Source organism: Nocardia sp. NPDC004654 (assembly GCF_040609595.1).
Taxonomy (GTDB): Bacteria; Actinomycetota; Actinomycetes; order Mycobacteriales; family Mycobacteriaceae; genus Nocardia.
Genome location: NZ_JBEXKI010000001.1, coordinates 833,586 through 855,057, shown reverse-complemented (window position 1 = coordinate 855,057; position 21,472 = coordinate 833,586). Strand labels below are relative to the sequence as shown.

General features: G+C 68.9%; 19 protein-coding genes and 1 riboswitch. Of the genes, 9 read left to right on the top strand and 10 right to left on the bottom strand.

Going from position 1 to position 21,472, the window contains the following annotated elements; translation table 11 throughout:
• Positions 1-288 precede the first annotated feature (288 nt).
• On the bottom strand, positions 289-1,674 hold the full coding sequence (locus ABZV58_RS03860; RefSeq protein ID WP_354998636.1) for an FAD-dependent oxidoreductase: 1,386 nt from the start codon (positions 1,672-1,674) through the stop codon (positions 289-291).
• A 364-nt stretch (positions 1,675-2,038) separates the two neighbouring features.
• On the opposite strand from ABZV58_RS03860, the gene ABZV58_RS03855 reads away from it, so the two are divergent.
• The 3 genes from ABZV58_RS03855 to ABZV58_RS03845 all read left to right on the top strand — a co-directional run bounded on the left by ABZV58_RS03855 (position 2,039) and on the right by ABZV58_RS03845 (position 4,282).
• Entirely contained in the window at positions 2,039-2,488 is a 450-nt protein-coding gene (locus tag ABZV58_RS03855; RefSeq protein ID WP_354998635.1) for a hypothetical protein, read from the top strand.
• Between the two features lie 35 nt (positions 2,489-2,523).
• A riboswitch (SAM riboswitch) is annotated at positions 2,524-2,639 on the top strand.
• 15 nt (positions 2,640-2,654) lie between these two features.
• On the top strand, positions 2,655-3,071 hold the full coding sequence (locus tag ABZV58_RS03850) for a rhodanese-like domain-containing protein (RefSeq protein ID WP_354998634.1): 417 nt from the start codon (positions 2,655-2,657) through the stop codon (positions 3,069-3,071).
• Positions 3,068-4,282 carry an O-succinylhomoserine sulfhydrylase gene (locus ABZV58_RS03845; protein WP_354998633.1) on the top strand — a complete coding sequence of 405 codons (1,215 nt, stop codon included), beginning with the start codon at positions 3,068-3,070 and terminating at the stop codon, positions 4,280-4,282. The genes ABZV58_RS03850 and ABZV58_RS03845 overlap by 4 nt, the downstream gene beginning before the upstream one ends.
• A 50-nt stretch (positions 4,283-4,332) precedes the next feature.
• Here ABZV58_RS03845 and ABZV58_RS03840 read toward each other — a convergent pair whose 3' ends face one another.
• The 3 genes from ABZV58_RS03840 to ABZV58_RS03830 all read right to left on the bottom strand — a co-directional run bounded on the left by ABZV58_RS03840 (position 4,333) and on the right by ABZV58_RS03830 (position 6,675).
• On the bottom strand, positions 4,333-4,857 hold the full coding sequence (locus tag ABZV58_RS03840; RefSeq protein ID WP_354998632.1) for a hypothetical protein: 525 nt from the start codon (positions 4,855-4,857) through the stop codon (positions 4,333-4,335).
• 234 nt (positions 4,858-5,091) lie between these two features.
• Positions 5,092-6,039 carry a hypothetical protein gene (locus ABZV58_RS03835; RefSeq protein WP_354998631.1) on the bottom strand — a complete coding sequence of 316 codons (948 nt, stop codon included), beginning with the start codon at positions 6,037-6,039 and terminating at the stop codon, positions 5,092-5,094.
• A 153-nt stretch (positions 6,040-6,192) separates the two neighbouring features.
• Positions 6,193-6,675 carry a DUF456 domain-containing protein gene (locus ABZV58_RS03830; protein WP_354998630.1) on the bottom strand — a complete coding sequence of 161 codons (483 nt, stop codon included), beginning with the start codon at positions 6,673-6,675 and terminating at the stop codon, positions 6,193-6,195.
• A gap of 246 nt (positions 6,676-6,921) precedes the next feature.
• Between ABZV58_RS03830 and ABZV58_RS03825 the strand changes: the two genes are divergently transcribed.
• A complete protein-coding gene (locus tag ABZV58_RS03825; RefSeq protein WP_354998629.1) occupies positions 6,922-8,022 on the top strand; it encodes a CaiB/BaiF CoA-transferase family protein in 1,101 nt (366 codons plus the stop codon).
• Between the two features lie 74 nt (positions 8,023-8,096).
• Here ABZV58_RS03825 and ABZV58_RS03820 read toward each other — a convergent pair whose 3' ends face one another.
• Entirely contained in the window at positions 8,097-9,593 is a 1,497-nt protein-coding gene (locus ABZV58_RS03820; protein WP_354998628.1) for a PLP-dependent aminotransferase family protein, read from the bottom strand.
• Between the two features lie 62 nt (positions 9,594-9,655).
• Between ABZV58_RS03820 and ABZV58_RS03815 the strand changes: the two genes are divergently transcribed.
• From ABZV58_RS03815 to ABZV58_RS03805, 3 genes are all read left to right on the top strand, one after another.
• The gene (locus ABZV58_RS03815) at positions 9,656-10,015 is read left to right on the top strand and encodes a hypothetical protein (RefSeq protein ID WP_354998627.1); all 360 of its coding nucleotides are present in this window, start codon (positions 9,656-9,658) and stop codon (positions 10,013-10,015) included.
• A gap of 48 nt (positions 10,016-10,063) precedes the next feature.
• Positions 10,064-10,621: a methylated-DNA--[protein]-cysteine S-methyltransferase gene (locus ABZV58_RS03810; protein WP_354998626.1), complete on the top strand. Its 558-nt coding sequence runs from the start codon at positions 10,064-10,066 to the stop codon at positions 10,619-10,621.
• Positions 10,622-10,740: 119 nt separating this feature from the next.
• Positions 10,741-11,565, top strand: a complete 825-nt coding sequence (locus tag ABZV58_RS03805; RefSeq protein ID WP_354998625.1) for an alpha/beta hydrolase — start codon at positions 10,741-10,743, stop codon at positions 11,563-11,565.
• A gap of 279 nt (positions 11,566-11,844) precedes the next feature.
• Here ABZV58_RS03805 and ABZV58_RS03800 read toward each other — a convergent pair whose 3' ends face one another.
• From ABZV58_RS03800 to ABZV58_RS03790, 3 genes are all read right to left on the bottom strand, one after another.
• Complete coding sequence (locus ABZV58_RS03800; RefSeq protein WP_354998624.1) at positions 11,845-12,117, bottom strand: hypothetical protein; 273 nt, start codon at positions 12,115-12,117, stop codon at positions 11,845-11,847.
• A 135-nt stretch (positions 12,118-12,252) separates the two neighbouring features.
• Entirely contained in the window at positions 12,253-14,853 is a 2,601-nt protein-coding gene (locus ABZV58_RS03795) for a LuxR C-terminal-related transcriptional regulator (protein ID WP_354998623.1), read from the bottom strand.
• A 92-nt stretch (positions 14,854-14,945) separates the two neighbouring features.
• Positions 14,946-16,235 carry an adenylosuccinate synthase gene (locus ABZV58_RS03790; RefSeq protein ID WP_097246601.1) on the bottom strand — a complete coding sequence of 430 codons (1,290 nt, stop codon included), beginning with the start codon at positions 16,233-16,235 and terminating at the stop codon, positions 14,946-14,948.
• Between the two features lie 269 nt (positions 16,236-16,504).
• Between ABZV58_RS03790 and ABZV58_RS03785 the strand changes: the two genes are divergently transcribed.
• Both ABZV58_RS03785 and ABZV58_RS03780 read left to right on the top strand, forming a co-directional pair.
• Complete coding sequence (locus tag ABZV58_RS03785) at positions 16,505-17,164, top strand: hypothetical protein (RefSeq protein ID WP_354998622.1); 660 nt, start codon at positions 16,505-16,507, stop codon at positions 17,162-17,164.
• Positions 17,161-17,946: a site-2 protease family protein gene (locus tag ABZV58_RS03780; RefSeq protein WP_354998621.1), complete on the top strand. Its 786-nt coding sequence runs from the start codon at positions 17,161-17,163 to the stop codon at positions 17,944-17,946. The genes ABZV58_RS03785 and ABZV58_RS03780 overlap by 4 nt, the downstream gene beginning before the upstream one ends.
• 288 nt (positions 17,947-18,234) lie before the next feature.
• Here the strand turns inward: ABZV58_RS03780 and ABZV58_RS03775 are convergent, their stop codons facing one another.
• Positions 18,235-19,383 carry an FUSC family protein gene (locus tag ABZV58_RS03775; RefSeq protein ID WP_354998620.1) on the bottom strand — a complete coding sequence of 383 codons (1,149 nt, stop codon included), beginning with the start codon at positions 19,381-19,383 and terminating at the stop codon, positions 18,235-18,237.
• Between the two features lie 7 nt (positions 19,384-19,390).
• On the bottom strand, positions 19,391-19,840 hold the full coding sequence (locus ABZV58_RS03770; protein WP_354998619.1) for a DUF3151 domain-containing protein: 450 nt from the start codon (positions 19,838-19,840) through the stop codon (positions 19,391-19,393).
• Positions 19,841-21,472 lie beyond the last annotated feature (1,632 nt).

Sequence of the window (21,472 nt, the reverse complement as noted above, 5' to 3'; positions counted from 1 at the left end):
TTCTCCGAAGGGGTACCTGCCAACGGAAAAAGACAGGGCATGCTCGTGTGCCCGCTACGCACAAGAGCACCTGCTAGGGAGTGCGGGGTGGCGGGGGCAGGTAGACCTGCTCACTGCATCCTTCTCCGCACGTAGTACCTGCCGACGGAAGACAGGGCCTGCTCGTGCGCCGTCTCCACACAGGCTCACCTACCCCTGTCGGTAGGTGCTCCTGTGCGGTGATGGCGCTCGATCAGACCCTGTTTCCCGTTGCAGGTGCTGGTGCGGAGAACCACACCATGCGAAGGTTTACCCGCCCATGCTGGCGCGGAGCATGTCCTCGCGCTCCACCACCTTGACGCGCTCGCGGCCCTCGGGCTCGCCGAGCGCGCGCTCGTGCGCGTCGAGGCGGTACCAGCCCGCCCAGGTGGTGAACGGGATGCCCTTGCCCTCGAGGAACTCGGTCACGGCCTGCGGGTCCGGGTTCTCGGCCGGGGCGAAGCCGGGGGCGTCGTCGAGCAGGCAGGCGATGGTCTCGTTGGCGTCGCCCTTGGTGTGGCCGATCAGGCCGACCGGGCCGCGCTTGATCCAGCCGGTCACGTAGGTGGCGGGCATGTAGCGCGCCGGGCCATCGGCGTTCTCGTCGGCGATCACGCGACCCGCCTCGTTGGGCACGGTGCCCGCCTGGTCGTCGAACGGCAGCTGGTTGATGTTCTGCGACAGGTAACCGACGGCGCGGTAGATCGCCTGCACGTCCCAGTCCTTGAACACGCCGGTGCCCTTGACGTTGCCGGTGCCGTCGAGCTGGGTGCGCTCGGTGCGCAGACCGACGACCTTGCCGTTCTCGTCGCCGAGCACCTCGGCCGGGGACTCGAAGAAGTGCAGGAACAGCTTGTGCGGGCGGTTGCCCTGGTCGCGGATGGCCCACTGCTCGAGGGTGTTGGCGACCATGTCGACCTGCTTGGAGTGCCGCCGCGCGGCCTCCGAACCCTCGTCGTAGTCGATGTCCTCCGGATCGACGATGACCTCGATGGTCGGCGAATGATCCAGCTCGCGCAGCTCCAGCGGGGTGAACTTCGCCTGCGCCGGACCGCGACGCCCGAACACGTGCACCTCGACGGCCTTGTTCTGCTTGAGGCCCTCGTAGACGTTGGGCGGGATCTCGGTCGGCAGCAGCTCGTCACCGGTCTTGGCCAGCACACGCGCCACGTCCAGCGCCACGTTGCCCACACCGAGCACCGCGACCTTCTCCGCCTCCAGCGGCCACGAACGCGACACGTCCGGGTGCCCGTCGTACCAGGACACGAAGTCCGCGGCGCCGTAGGAGCCGTCCAGGTCGATGCCGGGGATCGGCAGCGCGCGGTCGGCGTTGGCGCCGGTGGAGAAGATCACCGCGTCGTAGAAGCGACGCAGGTCCTCCAGGGTGATGTCGGTGCCGTAGTCGATGTTGCCCAGCAGTCGCACCTGCTCCTTGTCGAGCACCTTGTGCAGGGCGGTGATGATGCCCTTGATCCGCGGATGGTCCGGCGCGACGCCGTAGCGGATCAACCCGAACGGCGCGGGCATGCGCTCGTAGAGGTCGATGCTCACATCGGCATCGGACTTCATCAACGCGTCGGCGGCGTAGATCCCGGCCGGTCCTGCGCCCACGATCGCGATGCGGAGCGGGCGGGTCGCTGCACTCTGTTCGGTCATCTCTTACGCGCACCCTTATGGTCGAAACGTTCAATGGCGTCCGTCTTAGCTTAGGCTAAGTTGACGAACCGCTTGTCGGCACCCGGCGCCACGAACTCTGGTGATGCTGGCTCGTGGCTCCACGGTCCCCAGATCGCTACGACGGTGAACTGCCATTTGGCTATGGCAGCAGGTCTCAATCTCGCGATTCTATCCGTGCTACCGGTTGCCGGCCCCGCCGGTGCGATGAACTGGATGTATGCCCGCCTTCGCGGGCTCGGCGCCGCACGGACCCGCTTCCCACCATAGCGGGGCGGAACGGGCCGGTGCTTCGCGCGCGGGGGCCGGACGTCGGATACCCCCGCCGACCAGGGATGATCGATCCATGACCGAGCAGAAGTCCCCCGACGAAGGCGAACCGATCGAGGTCGATCAGACCGACAAGCGCTCCATCGCGCCGTTCCTTGCCGCGGCCGTGCTGGCCGTCATCGTGCTGGTGGCCATCGGGCTCGGCGGCGTGCTCTCGCCCGCTGAGAAAAATGTCACAGAAGCCGAGAAGATCGCGGGCGCCGTCGGCAACTTCGTCGAGGGCGCGAACAACACCGACATGGTGCCGCCACCTGGTACCGGCTGTCCCGATTTCGACCCCGCCAAGTCGCCGTTGGCCGGGCAGGAAGGCACCGGTAAGACAATCGAACTCATAGCCGTCACCGATCAGACCCTCAACGGCGACCGGGCCAAGGCCACCGTGACCACCAAGGTCGACGGCACGGAGTACACAGCGACCTGGAACCTCACCCGCACGGACGACAAATGGCTCGTCTGCAATGTTTGACACGGTGACCTCGGTGCAGGCAATCTCAGTCCCTAGGTCATGAGAACCAGCGCCAAGCCCCGGCTCAGCTGGTCGGCAACCCTCCTCCGCGGTGGGGTGCTCCGGGTGACGACCTGGCCGCGCACCGAACCAGGTGCGGCAAGTGCGGATTCACAGGAGGTTCGAGATGAGTTACGCCGGTGACATCACCCCGCAGCAGGCGTGGGAGGTGTTGCGCGACAACCCCGCCGCTGTCCTGGTGGACGTGCGCACCGAAGCGGAATGGCGCTTCGTCGGAGTGCCCGACACCAGTTCGATCGAGCGGCCCACCGTGCTGATCGAGTGGGTGGACGGCACCGGCGCGCCCAACCCGGAGTTCACCGACCAGCTGAGCAAGGCGCTCGAGGGTCGCGACCCGGAGGCGCCCGTCGTCTTCCTGTGTCGCTCCGGCCAGCGCTCCGCGCACGCGGCGACCGTGGCGACCCGGCTGGGCATCGGCCCCTCCTACAACGTGATCGAGGGCTTCGAGGGCTCGCTCGACGCGTCCGGACATCGCGGCGCCACCGGCTGGCGCGCCACCGGCCTGCCGTGGAGGCAGTCGTGATCACCGGCGGCGCGTTCGACAAGCCGCTGCCCGAGGGCGTCGGCCCGGCCACCCTCGGCGTGCGCGGCGGCCTGCGCCGCTCCGGTTTCGAGGAGACCGCCGAGGCGCTGTATCTGACTTCCGGTTTCGTCTACGAGAGCGCGGAGGCGGCCGAGGCGGCGTTCACCGGCGAGGTGGAGCACTTCGTCTACTCCCGCTACGGCAACCCGACGGTCGCCATGTTCGAGGAGCGGATCCGGCTGATCGACGGCGCCGAGGCGGCGTTCGCGACCGCGAGCGGCATGTCGGCGGTGTTCACGGCGCTCGGTGCGCTGCTGAAGGCCGGCGATCGGCTGGTGGCCGCGCGCAGCCTGTTCGGCTCCTGCTTCGTGGTGTGCAACGAGATCCTGCCGCGCTGGGGCGTGGAGACGGTGTTCGTCGACGGTGAAGACCTCGACCAGTGGGAGCAGGCGCTCTCGGTGCCGACCACGGCGGTGTTCTTCGAGACCCCGGCCAACCCGATGCAGACGCTCGTCGACGTGCGCCGGGTGACCGAGCTCGCGCACGCCGCTGGCGCGAAAGTGGTGCTGGACAACGTCTTCGCGACTCCGCTGTTGCAGAAGGGCTTCGAACTCGGCGCCGACGTCATCGTCTACTCCGGCACCAAGCACATCGACGGCCAGGGCCGCGTCCTCGGCGGCGCCATCCTCGGCTCCCAGGAGTACATCGACGGTCCGGTGAAGACGCTCATGCGCCACACCGGCCCCGCGCTGAGCCCGTTCAACGCGTGGACCCTGCTCAAGGGGCTGGAGACGATGCCGCTTCGGGTGCGCCACAGCACCGAGTCGGCGCTGCGGATCGCGCGCTTCCTGGAGACCAACAAGTCGGTCAGCTGGGTGAAATACCCGTTCCTGGAATCGCATCCGCAGTACGACCTGGCCCGCAGCCAAATGTCCGGCGGCGGCACGGTGGTCACCTTCGAGCTGAACGCACCGGCCGACGAAGCCAAGAAGCGTGCCTTCGAGGTGCTGAACAGGTTGCGGATCGTCGACATCTCCAACAACCTCGGCGACTCCAAGACCCTGATCACGCATCCGGCCACCACGACCCACCGCGCCATGGGCCCGGAGGGTCGCGCCACCATCGGCCTCTCCGACGGGGTCGTCCGCATCTCCGTCGGACTCGAGGACGTGGACGATCTGCTCGCCGACCTCGATCACGCCCTGAGCTGAACCCGGTCCCCCGCACGGCGACGACAACGCCGTGCGGGGTGCGAGAAGGCTTACGGCACGAACACTTCCGACGTCGCCGGGATCGAGGGCCGGTCGGTTCGCACGGTGAGCTGAACCCGTCCGGGACCGGTGTCCGCGACGACGATGGTCGGGCTGGAACGCTGCCAAGCGGGGACGAAGCGGCTGACGCTGCCCCGCTGGCCGGTGTCCAAGTTGTGCCAGTCGACCACCGCGGTGACGTCGCAGGCGAGCAACTGCGGACCCCACGTCCCGATCGGAGAGAATCCAGGGGTGATGCGCACGCTGACCGCGTGCGTTGCACCGGGAGCCTCGGAGTATTCGTTGAGCGGGCCGTCGAAGGAGGTGCCGCCGACCGAGAAGATGCCGACGCACACACCGTTGCCGAGTGTGAAGACCGGGGCGAGGTTGAAGTTGTTCTGCACGCACGAGCGAGGCCCGACGTTCGACCACCCGAGCTGACAGGGGCCGGGGTCGGCTTGGGCGGGCGCTGCGGCGACGGCCAAGCCCGCGCCGAGGAGGGCGGTGGCAGCCAGGTAGTGCATCGTGCGCTTCATGCGCGTACTCCGTTCAATCGTTGGACGGTGTTCTACGAGCTCTGTTGCGATACCGACGGTTTCGATCATGCCGGGTGCATCGGCGACCGACGGCCTCCACCGAGTCAGTCGGGCGAGCGACCAACTCCGTTACCCGACACCTCACCTTCGGGCCCACACCTCGCTGGCACAAACCTTCTGCACGTCTCACATAGCCACCGCCTATGTGAGACGTGCACGGGCTCTGTGGCGGCATCAGATTCGCTCCGCCGGTGTCCAGGTGCCGAGGCGGTGGGCGGGGGTGGTGATCGTTGCGGCGCGTGTGAGGCGGGTCAGCCAAGAGGCAGGGTTGTCGAGGTCGTTCCAGGTCCAGCGGACGACGATCCAGCCGAGGGCGCGTAGCTCGTCCTCGCGGGCCTTCTCGGCGATGACTACTTCCTCGGGCGTGCGCGAGCCGCGCAGGGCCGCACCGTATTTGACGAGGCCGTCGAATTCGCCGATGGCGCCGAGTTCGGGAAACAAGAAGTCGACGCGGCCGATGAATCGCCCGGTCGAGGATTCGAGGATGGCTTGCGGCTCCGGACTGGGCAGTCCTGCGGCATGCATGGCAACGCGGCTCCGTGACTCGCCCGCGCTCTCCGAGCGCCCGTCCAAGAAGTCGACGACCCGGCGCGCCGCGGGTGCTCCCGGACGGCCGGTTGCTCGCGCGAGTTGGTCGGACAACTCTGCGCGAGTGGTCTTTCCGAGCCGTAGTGCGCTGTCGCCGATGACTACCGCTTGCTCGAATGGAACAGTGCGGGCCAAGTCGACAACGGTTCTGGCCACGCTGGTCACTCGAAGTTCGCCGATCCGCACCACTTCGTCCGGATCGGTGCGCGTCGAATGCACCGTGACCCGAGGGGTGACGCGACCGCCGGTGGAACGATCGCGCGTCAGGTGGACTCGGGCCAACGGGACCTTCCAGTGCGTCAATCCGTGCGCGACCGAAGCCGACACGTGGCTCACCACCGCCTCGCGACTCGCGCCCTCCGCGACGGCCCGGGTCAGCACCAAGTGGCGCTCTTCGACGCGCAGACCCTCGGTCTGCTCGGCACGGATGTACGCACCGCGGTGCACCCGCCGCCACATCGGTCCGTGCAGCTCCCGATCGGTGAACCCTTCGGTCACCGCACGACATCGGGATATCGGGAGGGGCGCGTCCATGGTTCGATCATGGCCCTCGGCACACCCGCCCACCCCCTGATCCAGCCGCCCCTGTGGACAAGTCCCGCCTTGGGGAAAACCGTGCTGCCACACACCCCGTCTACGCCTCACACAGGCGGTGGCTGTGTGAGGCGTAGACGGGGTGTGTGGGAGTTAGGCGAGGAAGGCGCCGGTGAGCCAGGTGGCGGTGGCGAGGAGGGCTCCGAGGAGTTCGATCAGCATGGAGAGGCCGACGCCCTTGAGGGCGTGTTTGGTTGCTTGCCAGGCGGGTTGGTTGTGGCCGAGGCGTTGGAGTTCGGAGAGATAGACGCCGAGTACGAAGCCGACGAACAGGCCGACGACCGGGATGACGAAGAAGCCGACGATGCCGAGCACCGCGCCGAGGAACAGCGCGCGGTTGGAGACGCCCGCGTCCTTCATCTTCCGGCCGGGCCAGGTGTACTTGATGATCCCGGAGAGCACCAGGAAGACCGTGCTGATCGCGAAAACGGTCCACGCCGTCGCGCCGCCGGTCATGATCGCCCAGGCCAGAATCGCGCCGAAGACCAGGATCACCCCGGGCAGAATCGGAACGATGATGCCGAGCAGGCCCACCAGGATCAGCAGGCCGATGACGACCTCGCCCCCGACACTCATGCCGCGGTCCCCCGCTCCGGCGTGCGCGCGGTGCTCTGACACATGATTCGCTCGCTCACTGCTGATTCCTCCCGTTTCAGCGCATCGGCGCGCTGCTTGGATTCTCGCCTACCCCGCGCTGCGGTGCACGACGGAGGGTTCCGGTCGGCGGCGTTATTGTCATACTGTCAATACATCCGCGGGCGCTGCCCGGGGGACCGCACCGCCCGGCGGTGCGCAGGGATCAACGACGAACCGAGGTAGGGCGTGACCACACCATCCACCGCCACCAAGCAGGGCCCGCTCGCGGGCATCAAAGTTGTCGAGCTGGCCGGAATCGGCCCGGGTCCGCATGCCGCACTGTTGCTGGCCGACCTCGGCGCCGACGTGGTGCGGGTGCAGCGGCCGAACATGCTGCCCGGGTTCATGGAGCGTCCGCAGTGGCGCGGGCGGACCATCGTCGAGGCGAACCTGAAGGATCCGGCCGACATCGAGAAGGTGCTCGGGCTGATCGAGAAGGCCGACGTGCTGATCGAAGGCTTCCGTCCCGGCGTCACCGAGCGCATGGGTCTCGGCCCCGACGAGGCGTTGGCGCGCAATCCGCGGCTGGTCTACGGCCGGATGACCGGCTGGGGTCAGGACGGCCCGCTGGCCGACCGCGCGGGCCACGACATCAACTACATCTCGCTGACCGGCGTGCTGAACGCGATCGGCCGCAAGGGCGAGCGCCCGGTGCCGCCGCTGAACATGGTCGGCGACTTCGGCGGCGGCTCGATGTTCCTCGTGTTCGGCATCCTCGCCGCGCTGGTGGAACGGCAGAACTCGGGCAAGGGCCAGGTGATCGACGCCGCGATGATCGATGGCGCGCTTGCTCTTTCGCACATGATCTGGGGCATGCGCGGTGTCGGCCTGTGGTCCGACGAGCGCGGCACCAACCTGCTCGACACCGGCATGGCCTTCTACGACACCTACGAGACCTCCGACGGCAAGTACATGGCGGTCGGCGCGATCGAGCCGCAGTTCTACGCCGAGCTGCTGAAGGGCCTGGAGATCGATCCCGAAGGCCTGCCGATGCAGATCGACCCGAACGGTCAGGACCAGCTGAAGAAGCTGTTCGCGGAGAAGTTCAAGACCAAGACCCGCGACGAGTGGGCGGCGATCTTCGAGGGCACCGACGCGTGCACCACCCCGGTGCTCACGCTGACCGAGGCCACCGAGAACGCGCACATCGCGGCGCGCAACGGACTCGTCGACATCGACGGCGTGGTGCAGCACGCGCCCGCCCCGCGCTTCTCACGCACCCCGGCGGCCGTTCCGACACCGCCGCCGACCGAGGCGACGCCGATCGAATCCGTTTGGGCGGATTGATATTTCGTTGGTGAACGCCCCGTGGTCGATCGGCCACGGGGCGTTCGCTTTTCGCGCCGGTTCGCCGCCGAGACTCAGTAGCAGGTGAGCGGATTCAGCGGATCGGCCGCGCGCGGGGTCAGCCCTTCGTAGGCGGAGGCAACGGCTTTCACCGCCAACCGAAGCTCCGCCTCCTGGTGGGTGAACGGCAGCCGCAGGAACCGCTCGAAAGCGCCCTGGACACCGAAACGCGGTCCGGCGGCGAGCAATACGCCGTGGTTGGGCGCGGTGGCGGCGAGCGCGGTGGAGACCGGAGCCGGCAGCTGCGCCCAGACCGACATCCCGCCGACGCCCGCGCTGACCCGCCAGTCCGGCAGCTCCTCGGCCAGCGCGTCGAGCAAAGCCGCGCGCTGGCTACGCAATTGGTCGCGACGGCGGTCGAGGATGGCGTCGGCGTTCTCGAGCAGGTGCACCGTGGCGAGCTGGTCCATCACCGGGGTGCCGAGGTCGACGGTGGAGCGGATGCCGAGCAGCTTGGTGATCAGCGTCTGGTTGGTGCGAATCCAGCCGACGCGCAGACCACCCCAGAACGACTTGGATGCCGAACCGATGGTGACGATCTCGGAATTCTTGGCGAACGCGGCGACCGGGGGCGGCAGGGTGTCCACATCCAGGCCGAGGTCGACCATCGACTCGTCGACGACGACCGTCATACGGGTCTCGCGGGCGATGGCGGCCAGTTCCGCGCGTCCCTCGGCGTCGAGCAGCATGCCGGTCGGGTTGTTGAAGTCCGGCACCAGGTAGGCCAAGGTGGCGGCGGTTTGCCTTGCGGCGCTGCGGATTCCGTCGAGATCCCAGCCCGAGTGCGGGCTCTCCGGCAGCAGCGGAACCGGGACGGGACGCGCACCGACATCGCGGATGGCCTCGATGGCGTTGGGGTAGGTCGGGTGGTCGATCAGCACCCGCGCGGCTGGCGCCGTGAGCACGTTGAGCAGCAGGCGCAGGCCGTGCTGGGCGCCGAGGGTGATGAGAATTTGGTCCGGCTCGGTGGGCAGCCCACGCTCGGTGTACCGGCGGGCCACCGCCTCGCGTAGCGCGAGCACGCCAACGGGGTCCATGCCGTGGGTCCCGAGGTAGGCCGGAATCCCTTGCAGTGCGGCGGAATACGCGTCCTGCATCTCGCGCGGCGCGGCCATCGCGGCGTAGGTCATGTCGATGGTGGTCAGCTCGGGCTGCGCCATCAGCGCCAGGATGCTGCGCGCCGGTTTGGTGCCGTCGTGCGGCACGGCAGGGGGCAGGGCCACGGTGCTGCGCGAGCCCTGGCGGCTGATCAGGTAGCCGTGTTCGCGCAGCAGCGCGTAGGTGGACGTGATGGTGGTCCGGCTGACGCCGAGGGTGGTGGCGAGATCGCGTTCGCTCGGCAGTGCGACGCCGAGCGGCGCGCGCCCGTCGTGGATGAGCAGCCGGATTCCTTCGGCCAGCGCCAGGTACGCCGGGCGGGCCGCGCGCCGGGCGGGGTCATCGTCACCGGCGCTGCGCCAGTTGCCCAAGTCGCGGGCCAGGCTGGCCGCGCCGATCACTCGTGTCGCCATACAGTCCAGTATTAAGGGATTGGATATTTATTGGCAAGGCCAGTTGGCGGAACGTGTCCAGTATGACCGCTCTGCTCACCTTCCTCGTCGTCTCCGCGTTCTGCTACGCGATCTACCACTACTCGCCGAAACGGACCAAGAACCTGTTCGCGCTCGAGCGGTTCCGTCCGCTCGAATCGATCACCAACTCCGGTGTCGCGCACTACGAAGAGCTGCGGCAATACTCGGATCTGGCGGCCATCCACAGCCGTGCCGACGAGCCTCGGCCGAACGATTCACCGGCCCTGGCCGCCGTCGACGGCCGTGCAGGAAGGCCGAAGCCGGAGGTTTCGCCGACAGCGGCGCCGCAGGTTTCCGCCCTCCGGCGAGCCTCTGACGTTTGCCGAAGCGGCTTTCAGGCCAGTTCTCGGAAACTGGCCTGATCGACGGCTGCCCGCGGATGTGTCGGTGCCGGGGTGCACACTGACGGTATGAGTGAGTCCGCTCGCCAAGCCGCCGCGGCGCTGTTCGACACCGCGATCGGCGTCTGCGCGATCGCGTGGAGCGACGACGCCGTGTTCCGCTTCCAACTGCCCGAGGCGGACCAGGCGGCCACTCGCGCCCGCATCACCCGGTGGCGAGCGGGCAGCGAGGTGCCGGAGGGCGAGCCGACCGCCGTGATCGCCGAGGCCATCGCGGGCATCCGCGCGCACCTCGCGGGCGAGCTGGACGATCTGCGCTGGATTCCGCTGGACACCAGCACGATTCCGGAGTTCCACCGCGCGGTCTACGCGGTGACCCGCGCCATCGATCCCGGCCATACCCTCAGCTACGGCCAGGTCGCTGACCGCGTCGGCGCGCCCGGCGGCGCCCAAGCGGTGGGACAAGCCTTGGGGCGCAATCCGATTCCCCTCATCATCCCGTGCCACCGCGTGCTCGCCGCGGACAACGCGCTGCACGGATTCTCCGCGCCGGGCGGGATCTCCACCAAGGAGCGCCTGCTGGAGATCGAGCGCACGCCGGGGTTCGGGGAGCCGACGCTGTTCTGAGGTTCCGCGAGCCGGCCGATTGACGGGTTGCGGCGTCCTACGCACTCGCGGCGGATAGCGTTGCGGGTTGCGATGGGTTCGGTGCGCCATCCCACGGCTGAGCGAAAAGGAGCGCAGACATGGAAACAGTCACTTCGGCGGACGGGACGACGATCGCGTTCGATCGCATCGGCGACGGCACGGCCGGGACGGTGATCCTGATCGGCGGCGCGTTCGGGTATCGGAAATTCCCGAAGATGGTGCAGCTCTCGGAGGCGTTGGCCGAGCACGGCTTGACCGTCATCAATTACGACCGGCGAGGTCGCGGCGACAGCGGGGACTCGCCCGGCGTCTACGACGTGACCAACGAGATCGAGGACATCGCGGCGCTGATGCAGGCCGCGGGCGGGTCGGCGGCGCTGTTCGGGTGGTCGTCGGGTGCGGTGCTCGCGCTGCTCGCGGCGGGGTCGGGGCGGGTGCCCGGTGTGACGAAAGTCGTGGCGTTCGAGCCGCCGTTCGTGGTCGATCGATCCGGGCACGTTCCGCCCGCGGACCTGGACGTCCGGCTGCACGAACTGATCGCCGCCGACAAACGCGACAAGACGGTGCGGTTGTACATGTCCAAGGCCATGGGCGTTCCGTGGACGATGGTGACGGCCATGCGCATCACGCCGTTCTGGAAGAACCTGAAGGCGACGGCGAATTCGACCGCGCACGACTGGGCGGTGATGCGCCCGTACATGCGCGGTGAGAAGCTGCGCGCGGCCGACTGGTCGGGCGTCACGGTCCCGACGTTGGTCGTCGCGGGCGCCGACAGTGCCGCGCTGCTGAAGAACGGCGCCAAGGCCATCGCGGCGGTGCTGCCCCGCGCCGAGCACCGCGAACTGGCCAAACTCAGCCACGATCCGAAGATCGACATCCTCGCCCCGGCGGCGGGTGAATTCCTCACCGGGACGCAGCGATGAACACGGCGCAGCGATGAATCCGCGGGCGCGGGTGCCGTCTACAGCCGTGACGGCCCGCCGCGGCCGAGGCAAACCCGGTGGTCGCCGAAACTCGACCACGCGCCAAGCGCCTCCGGGTGGGCTGTCGAAAGCACAGTTCACGGTACCGAGCACCGAACGCGCGGGACCCGCCCGCTCGGTCCATCCGGGCTCGGACCCGAGCATTCTGCGGCCTTGCTCGCACCGCGTCGGTGCCGATGACGACTTTGGCGCCCTCCGCGAAGCGACGCACCGAGGACTTCACTGCTCCGGCGGATGCTGCCGGTAGAACTCGCATGCCTCGCCGGTGAGGTACCCGTCCATACAGGCGAAATACGTCTGAATGCAGCTGTTGGTCGTGCACCCCAGTTCGAGCAGGCGCTCGTGGATGCGCCGATTGCGCTCCTGCTGAGGATTCAGAGCGGGCGCGGTACTCACCACCGCACTGGACGGCACGGGTTCACTCGTCTCGGCGCAACCGGGCACCACCGCGAGTGCAACCGCCGCCCCCACCGCCACTACCCACCGCGCCATCCTCGACAGCCCTCCTCGCTCGCTCAGTGCTGACCGTACCCCCTGACCCCACCGCACTCGATGCAGTAGTGGTCACGCCCAACTGGGCGGAGGTGCGGCGGCACAGCCAAGTTCCGGTCAGCGCCGCGCGGAATCTCAGGCGGACGACTCACCACGCATCAACGCCCCGAGCGACTCGCGGTCGGTGACGTCCATCTTGATGCACGCCCGGTAGAGGTGGCCCTCGACGGTGCGGACCGAGACGGTGAGACGGTCGGCGATCTGGCGGTTGGACAGGCCCGCGGCGACGAGGTTCGCGATCTCGCGTTCGCGGGCGGTGAGGGGTAGGGGTTGGGCTGCCTTGCGCAGGGCGGGGGTGGCGGCGCCGCCGCAGGCCGCGGCGAGACGGTTGGCGGCGGAGGCGGATTCGAGGAGGCGGCGACGGTCGCCCGCTCGTTCGTGCGCGGACGCGGCTTGGGCGGCGGCGTCGGCGGCCGAGAGCACCGCGCCGAGGGCCTCGAATTCGCTTGCGGCGTCGTCGAGTCCGGGCCCGTCGTGGGCGGCGAGCGCCACCGCGTGTTTGGCTTGGATCTGCACCAGCCTGCCGTCCACCCGAGCCGCGAGGTCCGCGAGCCGACCGGCCACCGAGTGGTCGCCGAAGCGGGCCGCGGTGTGCAGCGCCATCGCCTCGATCGCGTGCTGGTGCGAGCGGGCGGCCGAGTCGGCGGCGCCGATCGCCAGCTGGACCGCCGGAGTGACGGTGCCCTCGGCGCCCGCGACACAAGCCTTGGCGATCTCCAGCTGCGGCTCGTAGACCGCACTGTGCCGACCGCCGCGCCGCGCCGCCTCGGCCACCGACTCGGCGGCGTCGTGCGCGCGCCCCAATGCCGAATAGGCTTCCGCCAGGCGAATTCTCGCGGGGAACAACCACGCCGCCGCGCCTTCGGTGGTCAGCGCAGCGAGCGCCTGCTCCAAATGTTCTATGCCGTCGATGAAACGCCCCTGCGCCACGTCGACGGTGCCTTGCAGGATCTTCGACATGCCCCACGCCAGATACTGTCCCGGCGCTGTGTAGCCGAAATACGGTGTGGCGCAACGCCTCGCCGCTTCGAACTCACCGCTGTAGATGAGCGCGAGCACCTCGGCGTGGGTGGACATGAATCGGTTGAGCCCGTCGATCTCGCGCTCCACCTCGTGCCCGCGCGCGGCGTACTGCCTGGCCGCTTCGGCCTTGCCCATCAGCGCCAGCGCCAGCCCGCCGCCGAACGAAGCCCACCAGACCGCCCACGGCGGAGCGCCTTTCGCGGTCATCACCGCCTCCGCCTCGGTGAACGCGTCCTCGATGCGGTTCTCGTTCACCGCGCACGCCGAGGCGAGTCCGCCCAACGTGGCGATGATCTTCGGATGATGCACCCTGGCCCGAATATCGGCGAGCACCTCGTCGGCGCGATCGGCATCGCCCATGGCCCATAACAGGTTCGACACTCGGGTGCTGCCCCACCGGGCCAGCTGCACCTCGTTGAGCTGATCGGCGTCGAAGCTGGCCAGCGTGCGCTCGGCCTCGATCCGGTGCCCCTGCCACAGCAGCGCCCTGGCCAGCAGATCGGCCGACTCGACCCCGCCGCGCCGCTCCACCGCGGCCCTGGCGAACCGCTCGCCGAGCGGCAGATTGGCCAAGCCGATGGCGTCGGCGGCGGCCGCCTCGAATAGCTCGAGATCGGCGGATTTGTCGCTGTCCAAGGCCAATTCGGCCAACCGGATGCGGTCGGCGGCGGAATTGATGCGCCGCTCCTTGAGCGAGGAGTACAGCCTGCCGCGCAGCCGCCGCGCCGACGCGATGCCCAACCTGCGCCGGATGACCTCGCCGAACAGCGGATGGTTGTAGCGCACGATGAGCTGGTGCGAGTTCTCCACAACCCGGATCACACCGCGGGTTTCGGCGGCCTCCACCGCGTCCTCACCGGCGAGCTCGGCGAGCACGTCGAGATCGATCGGCTCGCAGAAGGTGAGCAGTTCCAGCACCCGCAGCACCTGCTCGGGCAACTGCTCGACCCGATCCTCCAGCAGCGCAGCCAATTCCGAGGTCACCGCGGCGCGTCCGCGCAGCTGCCAGACGCCGTTCACCTGGCGCAGGGTGCCCGCCTCCAGCGCTCCTTCCACCAAGTGCCGCAGGAACAGGGCGTTCCCGCCGGAGGACTCCCACATCAGATTGGCGGTGAAACCTTCGAGCTGACCGCCGAGCATCGACTCGACCAGGTCCACGCTCTGCGGCTGGGTGAACGGGTTCAGGTCGACGCGCAGCAGGTGCCCGTCCTTCCACAGCGAGGTCACCGCGTCGGGCACCTGAACCCCGCTGCGCACGGTGGCGACGATGTGGGCCGCCTTGTCGATGGCCAACTGCAACAGCAAGGTTGCGGACAGTTGGTCCAGAAGATGGGCGTCGTCGACGCCGATGATGGTGTGCCCGTCGGCGAGCAGCGCCTCACGCGCGGCGGACATGAACGTCACCGGGTCGTGTGCCGTGTAGACACCGACCATGTGCGCGAACACGCCCAGCGGAATACTGCGGGCCGACTCCGTGCCCGCTACCCACCGAATATTTCCGCCGACCGCCGCGGTCGCCTGTCTCGCCAGCGTCGTCTTGCCCACTCCGGCATCGCCGGTCAGGACGGCACCCACGTACGTCGAGCCGGTGAGTGCGGACCGAATCGCCTCGAACTCGGTCTCGCGCTCGATCATCGGCCAGTTCCGAGCCATAGCTCTAACTGTAGTTCTTCACAGTTCATGATCGAAGGGAACCGCGAAGGCAGGCGTGCTCCGCGCGTCGCGGAGTCGGAAAACGCTGTGGTTCAGCCGAGGACGTCGTGCCTGACGATCGTTTGGTCTCGACCCGGACCGACGCCGATGCAGGAGATTCGCGCGCCGGAGAGCTCCTCGAGCCGCCGCACGTACGCCTGCGCGTTGGCGGGCAGATCCTCGAAGGTTCGCGCCCCCGAGATGTCCTCCCACCAACCGGGCATTTCCTCGTAAATCGGCTTGGCGTGGTGGAACTCGGTTTGGGTGGTGGGCATCTGGTCCACGCGCTTACCATCGATTTCGTACGCGACGCAGATCGGTACCCGGTCCAAGCTGGACAGTACATCCAGCTTGGTGAGGAAGTAGTCGGTGATGCCGTTGACGCGAGTCGCGTACCGGGCGATCACTGCGTCGAACCAGCCGCAGCGTCGGGCGCGGCCGGTGGTGACGCCGACCTCACCGCCCTGCTTGGCGAGGAATTCGCCGTACTGGTCGAACAGTTCGGTCGGGAACGGGCCCGAACCGACGCGGGTCGTGTAGCACTTGAGGATGCCGAGCACCGTGTTGATCTTGTTCGGTCCGATGCCGGAACCGACGGCCGCGCCGCCCGAAGTCGGGTTGGACGACGTGACATACGGGTAGGTGCCGTGATCGACGTCGAGCAGGGTGCCCTGAGAACCCTCGAGTAGCACGGTTTCTCCGCGCTCGAGGGCCTCGTTGAGCTGCAAACGGGTATCGGCGATGCGGTGTTTGAAGCTCTCCGCCATGGAGAGCACCTCGTTCACCACCTGCTGCGGATCGAGCGCGCGGCGGTTGTAGATCTTCACCAGCACCTGGTTCTTGAACTCCAGGGCGGCCTCGACCTTCTGGGTGAGGATCTTCTCGTCGAGCACGTCCGCGACTCGCACGCCGACGCGCGCCACCTTGTCCTGGTAGCAGGGTCCGATGCCGCGGCCGGTGGTGCCGATCTTCTTGTTGCCGAGGAAGCGCTCGGTGACCTTATCGATGGCCACGTGGTACGGCATGATCAGATGCGCGTCGGCCGAGAGCAGCAGGCCCGAGGTGTCGACGCCGCGGTCCTCCAGTCCGGCCAGTTCGGCGAGCAGCACACCGGGATCCACCACGACACCGTTGCCGATGACGTTTCGCACACCGGGGGTCAGGATGCCGGAGGGGATGAGGTGCAGCGCGAACTTGTCGCCGTTCGGCAGCACCACGGTATGGCCCGCGTTGTTGCCGCCTTGGTATCGGACCACCCATTGCAGTCTGCCGCCGAGCAGGTCGGTCGCTTTGCCCTTACCCTCGTCGCCCCACTGGGCGCCGATGAGGACGATTGCCGGCATGGTGGTGTCTCCTACGGTTCGACGCGCAACACACCCGTGTTGCAGCTACCTGCCGTACTGAGGCGGTGGCCGGAAGCACAGTTTACCGAATGGCCTAGGGCACCCCGGGGAAGGCACCCCGCGCCGGTCACAATGCCGACTCGGCCCGGGCGCTACGGGTTGAACACGGCTATGGTTGCTGCGGGCGGACCGGGGCAGCGTGCCCGCTCGACAGGTGCGAGGGAGCCGGTGGGGCGAGCCGGCAGGATTCGAGGAGGGTGTACGGCAGTTTGAGTACCCATGTTCTCCGCTGCGATGGCGCGCCGGTCCCGATCGCCCTCGCCGCACTGCCGACAACCGTGACGGCCGCAATCCCCGACACCGCGGTGATCGACGAACTCCTTCCCGTGCTCGCCGCCGACAGCCTGCCGCGCTTGATCGTGCTCGGCGAGGACGCCGCGCTTGCCGCGGTGCTGACCCATCTGATGCGGACCGAGCGGCTGCACGTCGAGATCGGATACGTGCCGATCGACAAGACCTACGGCTCGCGCGCCTACCAGACCGGCACCGGCAACGCCGCGGCCAAGCGCGCGATCGAGGGCAAGGCGCGCGAGACTCCGCTGATCCGCGACGACACCGGAAAAGTGCTGGTCGGACGGGCGACCATCACCGGACCCGAGGGCGGCAAGCTGGAGGGCGAGGCCTACGTGGACGACACCCAGCTGTTCTCCGGCAAGGTCACCGCGATGCACATCTCCCCCACCCTGCACATGCCAGGCGTCCGGGCGACCGTGCGCAAGGGCCTGCGCAAGCGCCGGTGGGTCGAGGGCCGGGCCGCGCAACTGGGGACCCCGGGCGCGGTGGTGACCCGCGACGGCATTCTCACCGAGCGCACTGTGCCGCGCTCGACCTTCTACCGGCACAACGAAACCTGGCTACTGGTGCGATGAATTACTCCCTCCCGCAACGCCGAACGGGTCTCGGCGCGGTTCGGCCGAGTCCGGTCTTCCTGCTCGTCGTCGCGATCACCCTCGCGGGCGGCGTGCTGGCCTGGGCCTCCGACTACGGTTCGACGCGGGCCAAGGTCGGCGTCTTCGTGCTCGTGGTCGCCGGCTGGATCGTGACGCTGTGCCTGCACGAGTTCGCGCACGCGTACATGGCTTGGCGCGCAGGCGATCACGAAGTGGAGCTGCGCGGGTATCTCACGCTGAATCCGCTGAAGTACTCGCACCCGCTGCTGTCGATCGTGTTGCCCGTGGTGTTCATCGCGCTCGGCGGATTCGGTCTGCCCGGCGGTGCGGTGTACGTGCACACGCACAGCGTCAGCCCGCGGATGCAGCGGCTGATCAGCGGCGCGGGTCCGGCGGTCAACGCGGCGTTCGCGGTGCTGCTGCTCGTCGTCGTGGAGGTGTTCGGCAGCCAGACCTCGCATCCCGCGTTCTGGTACGGGCTGGCGTTCCTCGCCTTCCTCCAGGTGACCGCGGCGGTGTTGAACATGCTGCCGATCCCGGGGCTCGACGGGTACGGAATCCTCGAACCCTCGCTGAGCTACCAGACCCGGCGCTCGCTGGACCAGCTCAAGCCGCTCGGCATGCTGCTGCTGTTCGCGCTGATCCTGACGCCCGCGATCAACGAACCGTTCTTCGACGCCATCTACGCCATCTGCGAGGTGTTCGGCGTGGAGTCGTCGTGGATCGCGAGAGGCGCTGGGCTGGTGCGTTTCTGGCTCTGAGAACGATGGCCGCCCGGCCTTCCCGAGACCGGGCGACCTGCTCCGCGCGACGCCGATACCGTCCCTACCCGCCCCGGCCACCACACCATCTCAGCCGGTGAGACGCGTCGTCGTGCGAAGTGTCCGACCGTGACACCCCTCGTCGTCGCGGTCATGAAACGAGGTTATGGAGCGCGGTGCGCGAGATCGCGAGTAGTGGACTACCCGAAGATCATCCCGTCGGCGTCGCGACGGCGCAGGAAGGCTTCGCGGACCGCGTCGTTGGCCGAAATCCGCTGAGTAGCTCGGTCAATCCTTCGGGCGCACATAGGGATTCGGCACGGTCGGCGGCAACAGCGCGATCGCCGAGATGCGCTTCATACCGCAGACCTGCATCAGGTCGACCACGATCGAACGGACCTGCGCGAACACCACGTGCGCCGAAAGCCCCGCGCCCGCAACCAGTTCCGGACGCGCTTCCTTCGCGACCGTGCGCAACACCCTGGCGGCCTCCGCCTGATCGGGCTGTTCACCCGGATCGGCGAGCATCATCTTGCGCACCACCTCGACGGCCTGGGCGAGCCGCTCCACCTCGTCGACGAGCCGCGGGTCCAGAATCTCGTCGTCGCGCACCAGAGTGAGCGAACGGCGCAGCAGCACCCTGGTATTGCGGACCGCGTTGTCGAGCGGGTCTGCGGTGGCGCGGATGCGTTCGAGGCGTGCGCGCGAGTTCCAGTACAGCGGCGAGATGCGGCTGATCTCGCGACCGCCCTCCAAAGTGGAGCGGAGCGAATCGATCTGCGACTGCGTCGCGCGGGCGGCCGACAGCGCCTCGCGGATCTTCTCCTGATCCTGTTCGAGCAGGCCGTCGGCGCACCGGGACAGCGATTTGCCCATCACCGCAAGGATTTCCGCGCCGTGCTCGCGAGCGCGGCGCACCGGATGCAGCGGGATCGCGGCCACGATCACCACGCCGACCAAGCCGCCGACCAGCGCGTCGATCATGCGATCGAAGCTGCCGCCCGCCGAAGGGGGCATCAAGGTGGCGACCAGCACGGCCGAACCGGCCGCCTGCATGGTGATGATGGAACCGCCGTCGAGGAACACCGCCAGCGCCATGGCCACCCCGACCACGAGCGCGATCTGCCAGACACCGGTGCCCGCGTTCGAGATGAACAAGTCGCCGATGCCGATGCCGACCGCGACGCCGACGACCAGCTCGATGGCGCGCTTCATCCGGGCGCCGAACGAGATGCCGATCGAGACGACCGCGGCCGTCGGCGCGAAGAACGGCTGCGGATGGCCGATGACGTTGTGCGCGACGAACCAGGCCAGCGCCGCGCCGAGCGCGCACTGCACGATCGGCAACGCCGACAACCGGAGCCGAGCCCACGCACCGCGCAGACGTTCCGCGCCGCCCGCCTTGGCGACGCCGAAACGCGATTGGGGGTCGATCAACTACGACTCAGTCGAGGCCGAGCTCCGCCGCGGCGCGCGGGTCGCAGTCCTCGAGCAGGTCGAGGCAGCGCGCGTACTCCTCGGTCTCGCCGATCGCCTTGGCGGCCCTGGCCAGCGCGCCGACGCTGCGCAGGAAACCGCGGTTGGGTTCGTGGCTCCACGGCACCGGGCCGAAGCCCTTCCAGCCGTTGCGGCGCAGCAGGTCGAGGCCGCGGTGGTAGCCGGTGCGGGCGAAGGCGTAGGCGGCGACGATGTCGTGGTTCACGACTTCGTCGGCCGTCGCCGCGCCGCCCCGCTCCAGCGCGGCCTCGGCGAGATGCGCCCAGGCGATCGACGCCGCCGGGTGCGCGGCCGCGACCTGCACCGGATCGGCGTTGTCGAGCAGCGCGTCCTCCGCCTCGGGGATTTCGGGTAGCAGTACCGGTTGCGGGCCGAGCAGATCACCGAACGAGGTCATGCGGTTCATTGTGCACGCCGGTGGGGGTGGGGCGCCCGCGGGCCGCCCGCAGTGCGTCGGTTATTGACGGCCCTTGGTCGGCCGCGCCTATTAGGCTTGCGTCGACTTCACAGATCCGCAGGAGCGAGGGGTAGTAGGTGTCCGACCCGAACGACGAGAAGAACCCGGCACGCGACGCCGGTTCCGCCGATCAGGCGGAGGCGCGGGACCCGCGCGACCAGCGTCCCGTCGTGCCGGAAGACCCCCGGAGCGCCACCCCTGCTCAGTCCACGCCTGCCACGTCGAGGGACGCGGAATCGACCTCGGACGCCTCCGATTCGGCGGGCGAGTCCGCGCGGGACACGGCGGCTGCGAGCCAGTCGCGGATCATCACCGGGGGCGGTTTCGGCGCGGCCTGGGATCAGGACGAGACCCCCGCCCCACAGCCGAGCCGTGCGGGCGGACAGGCGTCCGGGGCAGCGAACGCCGGTCGGCCCGGACCGGCGGACGCCGCGACGACCGAGCTTCCGCAGAGCGCGGACACCGCGAGTGCGGGTGCTCGGACGCCCGCGCAGGCGCAGTCCGACGCGGACACGCGAACCGCTGTGAGCAGCCGATCCGACGCCAGCCCGCAGTCCGAATCGAAGGCCCAGCCCGGGGGAGGAACGCAGGCCGCCGCGGGTGCGGCCGACCGACCGAGCACGCAAGGCGCACAGCCTGGCGCGAAGACCTCCGGTGGCGGAACACAGGCCACCGCGGGCGCAGGTACCCCCGCGAGCGCGGCCGACCGACCGAGCACGCCGCCGCAAGGCGCGCAGCGTGGCGCGAACACCTCCGGTGGACAAGCACCGGCCGCTGCGAGTGCGGATGTCGCCGCGCGTGCGGCAGCCGACCGACCGAGCACGTCACCGCAAGGCGCACAGCCTGGCGCGAAGACCCCCGGTGGACAAGCACCGGGCGCTGCGAGTGCAGGTGGCGCCGCGCGTGCGGCAGCCGACCGACCGACCACCCCACCGCAAGGCGCACAGCCCGGCGCGAACACCCCCGGTGGCGGAACACAGGCCGCCGCGCCCGCAGGAATCCCCGCGGGCACGGCCGACCGACCGAGCACGCCGCCCCAAGGCGCGCCGCCTGGCGCGAACGCACAGCCCGGCGGAGCAGCGCAGGGCACGATCACCCAATCCGGTGGAGGAGTGCAGGCCGGTGCGGGTGCCGACCGACCGAGCACGCCGCAAGGCGCGCCCCACGACCGCACTGGCACCGGCGGCGAACGGTCTGGCTTGCTCGACGCGGCGACCACCGAGATTCCGCGCCGTGACTCGACCTCGTCCGAGCCGGGTCGATCGACCGGCGCGGGTGCGCCGACCGCTGCCGCGCAAGGCGGTGGTGCTCGGCAGGAAGCGGTTGCCGGTCGAGGCGCGGCTGCCGAGCAAGGTGGGGCGCAGCAGGGAGCTGCTGCGGGACAGGGCGCGGCGGCACGAAGTGCTTCCACTCAGCAGACGGCAGCGGCCGGACAGAGTGCGGCGGCGCAAGGCGTTTCGAGTCAGCAGTCGGCAGCCAGTCAGGGTACGTCCGCACAAGGCGCCTCCAACCAGCAGACCGCAGCGGCCGGACAGAGCGCGCCCACACAGGGCGCTTCCGCTCAACAGACGG

Bases quoted from the DNA above. Each gene is read 5' to 3' on its own strand.
- ABZV58_RS03780 (WP_354998621.1), top strand. From the start codon at position 17,161: ATGAATTACTCCCTCCCGCAACGCCGAACGGGTCTCGGCGCGGTTCGG.
- ABZV58_RS03800 (WP_354998624.1), bottom strand. From the start codon at position 12,117: ATGGCGCGGTGGGTAGTGGCGGTGGGGGCGGCGGTTGCACTCGCGGTG.
- ABZV58_RS03795 (WP_354998623.1), bottom strand. From the start codon at position 14,853: ATGGCTCGGAACTGGCCGATGATCGAGCGCGAGACCGAGTTCGAGGCG.
- ABZV58_RS03855 (WP_354998635.1), top strand. From the start codon at position 2,039: ATGACCGAGCAGAAGTCCCCCGACGAAGGCGAACCGATCGAGGTCGAT.
- ABZV58_RS03790 (WP_097246601.1), bottom strand. From the start codon at position 16,235: ATGCCGGCAATCGTCCTCATCGGCGCCCAGTGGGGCGACGAGGGTAAG.
- ABZV58_RS03860 (WP_354998636.1), bottom strand. From the start codon at position 1,674: ATGACCGAACAGAGTGCAGCGACCCGCCCGCTCCGCATCGCGATCGTG.
- ABZV58_RS03815 (WP_354998627.1), top strand. From the start codon at position 9,656: ATGACCGCTCTGCTCACCTTCCTCGTCGTCTCCGCGTTCTGCTACGCG.
- ABZV58_RS03805 (WP_354998625.1), top strand. From the start codon at position 10,741: ATGGAAACAGTCACTTCGGCGGACGGGACGACGATCGCGTTCGATCGC.
- ABZV58_RS03820 (WP_354998628.1), bottom strand. From the start codon at position 9,593: ATGGCGACACGAGTGATCGGCGCGGCCAGCCTGGCCCGCGACTTGGGC.
- ABZV58_RS03810 (WP_354998626.1), top strand. From the start codon at position 10,064: ATGAGTGAGTCCGCTCGCCAAGCCGCCGCGGCGCTGTTCGACACCGCG.
- ABZV58_RS03840 (WP_354998632.1), bottom strand. From the start codon at position 4,857: ATGAAGCGCACGATGCACTACCTGGCTGCCACCGCCCTCCTCGGCGCG.
- ABZV58_RS03830 (WP_354998630.1), bottom strand. From the start codon at position 6,675: ATGAGTGTCGGGGGCGAGGTCGTCATCGGCCTGCTGATCCTGGTGGGC.
- ABZV58_RS03850 (WP_354998634.1), top strand. From the start codon at position 2,655: ATGAGTTACGCCGGTGACATCACCCCGCAGCAGGCGTGGGAGGTGTTG.
- ABZV58_RS03770 (WP_354998619.1), bottom strand. From the start codon at position 19,840: ATGACCTCGTTCGGTGATCTGCTCGGCCCGCAACCGGTACTGCTACCC.
- ABZV58_RS03835 (WP_354998631.1), bottom strand. From the start codon at position 6,039: ATGGACGCGCCCCTCCCGATATCCCGATGTCGTGCGGTGACCGAAGGG.